Below are 5,596 nucleotides of genomic sequence, written 5' to 3'. Positions count from 1 at the left end.
AGCCGCTCCCGGTGCCGCCATAGCCGCGGCTGCCGGTGCTGCTCCCCGACCGGCTGCTGCCGAACCCGGACGGCGCGCCCGGTCCGGAAGGCAGGCCCAGCGCGCCGGCCCCCGAGGCCGCCTGCAGCGCCTGGGGCAGCGCGATGCCAAACAGCGTCTGCAGCATCTGCTCGGCCTGGACCAGGTCGCGTGCCGAGGCCTGGAAGGCCGAGCCATGGAAGCCCGAGGTCTGGTAGCCGGAGTTCTCGCGCAGCACCTCGCGTGGCAGGTCGTTGCCGGGACCCTGCACCGTCTTCACGGCCAGGCCGATCGGGCTGACGCCGCGCGCCTGCAGGTCGGCGATGATGCCGGCGTAGCAGGCCCGCATCGCCGTGGCCAGCGAGCGGCCGAACTCGGTGGCGAGCAGCCGGTGCGAGGCCGGATCGTCGTTCACGGCGTGGATCGCGCGGCGCAGCGCACGGCCGATGATCTCGGGGCGCAGCGGGTTGCGATCGGGGTCGGGTTCGCCGTGGCGCAGCAGGGCGGCCATGTAGCCGTCGAGCTCGCGCATCTCCCACTCGCACTCGTGCACGATCTGCATGCTCAGGCGCTCGGCCGAGACGCGCTCGTCCACCTCGTCGTCGCCGACCAGGCTCAGCGACTCCCACGAGGTGGTGGCCAGCGAGCGGGTCGAGCTGCGCGGCTCGGCGGCCTCGAGCACGCGGTCACGCAGGCCGGCGCTGAAGACCAGGGTGAAGTCGGGCAGCTTGCGGCGCAGGTCGAACTGCGTGCTCGCCATCAGCTGGCGGGTCGTGATGCTGGCGAACGAGGCCGACTGCGACGCGAGCGTCTCCACCAGTCGTTCGGCGGCGGCCGTGACGGTGGCCTGGATGCGCAGGCATGCCGCATTCAATGCGGCCTGGACGTTGGGGGCGGCGTTCACAGGGTCGGCAAGGAGGCGGGCGGGCCGGTGCCCCGGCAGCGCGCCCGCAGGCGGGTCACTTCTTCAGGGCATCGCGGATCTCGCGCAACAGCACGATGTCCTCGGCGGGGGGCGCAGGCGGGGCGGCCGGTTCGTCCTTCTTCAGTCGGTTGATCTGCTTGATCATCAGGAAAATGATGAAGGCGAGGATCGCGAAGTTCAGCGCCACCGTGATGAAGTTGCCATAGGCGAAGACCGCGCCGGCCTTCTTGGCCTCCGCGAGCGGCAGTCCGGCGGCCTGCCCTGCCAGTCCGACGTAGTAATTCGAGAAGTCGAGGCCGCCGAACAGCTTGCTGACGATCGGCATGATCAGGTCGCCGACGATCGAGTCGACGATCTTGCCGAAGGCGCCGCCGATGATCACGCCAACGGCCAGGTCGATCACATTGCCCTTGACGGCAAACTCCTTGAACTCGCTGAAGAACGACATGCACAGCCTCCTGAAGGTAGTAATGATGGTCGACCGGGGTGTCCGGCGCCTGTCGTGAGCGAGTATTCCCGAGGTTTGCGGCAAGTCAAGCCGAGCTGGCGCACGGCTTGCTGGAATCTTCGATGCCGATCCGGCCTCGGAACGGAGCAGTCTGTCGATTAGAATCGATGGTTGTTCAAGAATCAAAGCGCTAGCCCAAGGAATTCCATGAGTGAGCAGCAAGTCGATCACAGCAAGCGGACCTGGCTGATCGCCTCGTCCTGCGCCGGCGCCGTCGGCGGCATCGCGACCGCGGTGCCCTTCGTCTCCACCTTCCAGCCGTCGGAGCGCGCCCGCGCCGCCGGCGCCGCGGTGGAGGCCGACATCAGCGCGCTCAAGCCGGGCGAGAAGATGACGGTCGAGTGGCGCGGCAAGCCGGTCTGGATCCTGCGCCGCACGCCGGAACAGCTGGAGTCGCTGAAGAAGACCGACGCGCTGGTGGCCGACCCGAAGTCCGAGCGCAAGCCGGCCGAGGTCACGCCGATGGAGACCACCCGCAACGAGTGGCGCTCGATCAAGCCGGAGATCCTGGTCGTCGTCGGCATCTGCTCGCATCTGGGCTGTTCGCCGTCGGATCGCCTGGTGGCCGGTCCGCAACCCTCGCTGCCGGACGACTGGCAGGGCGGTTTCCTCTGCCCCTGCCACGGCTCGACCTTCGACATGGCCGGGCGGGTGTTCAAGAACAAGCCGGCGCCGGACAACCTCGAGGTGCCCCCCTACACCTTCCTGACCGACAGCAAGCTGCTGATCGGCGAGGCCAAGGCCTGAGCAGCGCGAGGACACCATGGCCGAATTCAAGACTGCCCCTGCCGACGCGCCCGTGGCGCAGAAGCTGATGACCTGGGTCGACAACCGCTTCCCGGCGACCAAGCTCTACAAAGAGCATCTTTCCGAGTACTACGCGCCGAAGAACTTCAACTTCTGGTACTTCTTCGGTTCGCTGGCGATGCTGGTGCTGGTGATCCAGATCGTCACCGGCATCTTCCTGGTGATGAACTACAAGCCCGACGCCAGCCTGGCCTTCGCGTCGGTCGAGTACATCATGCGCGACGTGCCCTGGGGCTGGCTGGTGCGCTACATGCACTCCACCGGTGCCTCGGCCTTCTTCGTCGTGGTCTATCTGCACATGTTCCGCGGCCTCATGTACGGCAGCTACCGCAAGCCGCGCGAGCTGGTGTGGATCTTCGGCTGCGCGATCTTCCTGTGCCTGATGGCCGAGGCCTTCATGGGCTACCTGCTGCCCTGGGGCCAGATGTCGTACTGGGGCGCCCAGGTGATCGTCAACCTGTTCGCCGCCGTGCCCTTCGTCGGCCCGGATCTGGCGCTGCTGATCCGCGGCGACTACGTGGTGAGCGACGCCACGCTGAATCGCTTCTTCAGCTTCCACGTCATCGCGGTGCCGCTGGTGCTGCTGGGCCTGGTGGCCGCGCACATCATCGCGCTGCACGAGGTCGGCTCGAACAACCCCGACGGTGTGGAGATCAAGCAGAAGAAGTGGCCGAACGGCACGCCGATGGACGGCATCCCCTTCCATCCGTACTACACGGTGCACGACATCCTGGGCGTCAGCGTGTTCCTGATGATCTTCAGCGCGATCATCTTCTTCGCGCCCGAGTTCGGCGGCTACTTCCTCGAGTACAACAACTTCATCCCGGCCGACCCCCTGAAGACCCCGGCGCACATCGCTCCGGTGTGGTACTTCACACCGTACTACTCGATGCTGCGCGCGACCACCGACTTCATGGTCAATGTGCTCGCGGTGCTGATCGCCGCCGGCGCGGTACTGGCGGTGCTCAAGGGCAAGTTCGGCGGCGGCGCGAAGATTGCCGTGCTGGTCGGCGGGCTCGTCGCGATCGCGCTGCTGAAGACCTTCGACGCCAAGTTCTGGGGCGTGGTCGTGATGGGCGGTGCGGTCGTGATCCTGTTCTTCCTGCCCTGGCTGGACCACAGCCCGGTCAAGTCGATCCGCTACCGCCCGGACTGGCACAAGTACGTCTACGGCCTGTTCGTGCTGTTCTTCTTCATCCTCGGCTACCTGGGCATCCAGGCGCCGACCGACATCGGCACGCTGGTGTCGCAGATCGGCACGCTGTTCTACTTCGGCTTCTTCCTGCTGATGCCGTGGTGGAGCCAGCTCGGCACGTTCAAGCCGGTGCCCGATCGCGTGACCTTCGCCGCCCACTGAGCCTGCAGGAGCCCGAGAACATGAAGAAGCTGATCGCCCTGCTGCTGGCCGCATGTGCCTTCGCCGGCACGGCCCGCGCGTCCGAAGGCGGCATCGCCTGGGACAAGTTCCCCCAGAACAAGATGACCGACGTGGCGTCGCTGCAGCATGGCGCCAAGCTGTTCGTCAACTACTGCCTCAACTGCCACTCGGCTGCCTACATGCGCTACAACCGGCTGCAGGAGATCGGCCTGAGCGAAGCGCAGATCAAGGGCAACCTGCTGTTCGCGACCGACAAGGTCGGCGAGACGATGAAGATCGCACTCGATCCCAAGCACGCCAAGGAATGGTTCGGCGGCGTGCCGCCTGATCTGACCGTGATCGCGCGGTCGCGGGCCGGTGCGGGTGGATCGGGTGCCGACTACCTGTACACCTACCTGCGCAGCTACTACCGCGACGACACCAAGGCCACCGGCTGGAACAACATGGTCTTCCCGAGCGTCGGCATGCCGCACGTGCTGTGGGAACTGCAGGGACAGCGGACCGCGAAGTTCGTCGAGGAAGCCGATCCGCACGACGCCAGCAAGAAGCTGCACCGCTTCGCTGGCTACGAGCAACTGACCCCCGGCAAGCTGAGCCCGCTGGCCTACGACGACGCCGTCGGCGACCTGGTGGCTTACCTGCAATGGATGGGTGAGCCGGCGCAGAACCAGCGCAAGCGACTCGGCGTGTGGGTGCTGCTGTTCCTCGGCGTGTTCACCATCATCGCCTGGCGGCTGAATGCGGCCTACTGGAAAGATGTGAAGTAAGTGACCCGCAGGCCGGGGCGCAGCAGGCGCCCATCGGTCTGTGACGGCGTGAGCGGAGCGGGATGCATGCATCCGCTCCGCTTGCGTTTTTCTGATGGCCCCCGAAGAACCTAGGAGCCCGCCGCCATGATGGTGCTTTACTCCGGAACGACCGACCCCTACTCGCACCGCTGCCGTTTCGTGCTGTTCGAGAAGGGCATGGATTTCGAGATCCGCGATGTCGACCTGTTCGCGAAACCCGAAGACATCGCGCTGATGAACCCGTACAACGAGGTGCCCATCCTCGTCGAACGGGACCTCATCCTGTACGAGTCGCACATCATCAACGAGTACATCGACGAGCGCTTCCCGCACCCGCAGTTGATGCCGGGCGACCCGGTGGCGCGTGCGCGCGTGCGGCTGTTCCTGTTCAATTTCGAGAAGGAACTGTTCGCGCACGTGAACCTGCTCGAAGGCCGCAGCGGCGTGAAGGCCACCGACAAGCAGCTCGAGAAGGCGCGCAGCCAGATCCGCGATCGCCTCACGCAGCTCGCGCCGATCTTCCTGAAGAACAAGTACATGCTCGGCGACGACTTCTCGATGCTCGACGTCGCGATCGCGCCGCTGCTGTGGCGCCTGGACTACTACGCAATCGACCTGTCGAAGAACGCGCTGCCGCTGCTGAAGTACGCCGAGCGCATCTTCTCGCGCCCGGCCTACATCGAGGCGCTGACGCCGTCCGAGAAGGTGATGCGCAAGTAGATCGCGCGGCAGGCAGGAGCGCCACGATGACGATCCCCGTCACGCCGGACACGCAGGGCGCCTCGACGCGCCCCTACCTGATCCGCGCGCTGCACGACTGGTGCACCGACAACGGCTTCACGCCCTATCTCGCGGTGTACGTGGACGGCTCGGTGCAGGTGCCGGCCGAATACGTCAAGAACAACGAGATCGTGCTGAACGCCAGCTTCGAGGCTACCAGCGGCCTGCAGCTCGGCAACGACTTCATCAGCTTCAAGGCGCGCTTCGGCGGCACCGCCCGCGAGATCGTCGTGCCGATCGACCACGTGATCGCCATCTACGCGCGCGAGAACGGGCAGGGCATGGCCTTTCCCGCGCCGCCGGTCGGCGGCGCGGAGCCCCCCCCGCCCACCGAGGGCAACAGCAGTGCTGCAGAGGCCGCGGCCGCGCCTCGCGGCCTCCGGCTGGCCGAG

General features: G+C 66.3%; 7 protein-coding genes. 5 read left to right on the top strand and 2 right to left on the bottom strand.

Annotated elements, in window-relative coordinates; genetic code table 11:
• Together x551_RS17755 and mscL are read right to left on the bottom strand one after the other, a co-directional pair.
• Positions 1 to 922, bottom strand: a 922-nt coding sequence (locus tag x551_RS17755) for a DUF1631 family protein (RefSeq protein ID WP_036249830.1), incomplete at its 3' end; no start/stop codon positions are given.
• Positions 923 to 977: 55 nt separating this feature from the next.
• On the bottom strand, positions 978 to 1,391 hold the full coding sequence (gene mscL, locus x551_RS17750) for a large conductance mechanosensitive channel protein MscL (protein WP_011828448.1): 414 nt from the start codon (positions 1,389 to 1,391) through the stop codon (positions 978 to 980).
• A 207-nt stretch (positions 1,392 to 1,598) separates the two neighbouring features.
• Here mscL and petA point away from each other — a divergent pair, with 207 nt between their 5' ends.
• The 5 genes from petA to x551_RS17725 all read left to right on the top strand — a co-directional run.
• Positions 1,599 to 2,198, top strand: a complete 600-nt coding sequence (petA, locus tag x551_RS17745; RefSeq protein WP_011828449.1) for a ubiquinol-cytochrome c reductase iron-sulfur subunit — start codon at positions 1,599 to 1,601, stop codon at positions 2,196 to 2,198.
• Positions 2,199 to 2,214: 16 nt separating this feature from the next.
• On the top strand, positions 2,215 to 3,615 hold the full coding sequence (locus tag x551_RS17740; protein WP_036232348.1) for a cytochrome bc complex cytochrome b subunit: 1,401 nt from the start codon (positions 2,215 to 2,217) through the stop codon (positions 3,613 to 3,615).
• 20 nt (positions 3,616 to 3,635) lie between these two features.
• Complete coding sequence (locus x551_RS17735; RefSeq protein ID WP_036232345.1) at positions 3,636 to 4,403, top strand: cytochrome c1; 768 nt, start codon at positions 3,636 to 3,638, stop codon at positions 4,401 to 4,403.
• A 126-nt stretch (positions 4,404 to 4,529) separates the two neighbouring features.
• A complete protein-coding gene (locus tag x551_RS17730) occupies positions 4,530 to 5,144 on the top strand; it encodes a glutathione S-transferase N-terminal domain-containing protein (RefSeq protein ID WP_011828452.1) in 615 nt (204 codons plus the stop codon).
• 26 nt (positions 5,145 to 5,170) lie between these two features.
• The coding region (locus x551_RS17725; protein WP_036249828.1) for a ClpXP protease specificity-enhancing factor at positions 5,171 to 5,596 on the top strand (426 nt) is incomplete at its 3' end.

Origin of the sequence: Methylibium sp. T29 (assembly GCF_000576205.1) — a bacterium.
GTDB classification, from domain to species: domain Bacteria; phylum Pseudomonadota; class Gammaproteobacteria; order Burkholderiales; family Burkholderiaceae_C; genus Methylibium; species Methylibium petroleiphilum.
This window is presented reverse-complemented; position numbering and strand designations above follow the sequence as displayed.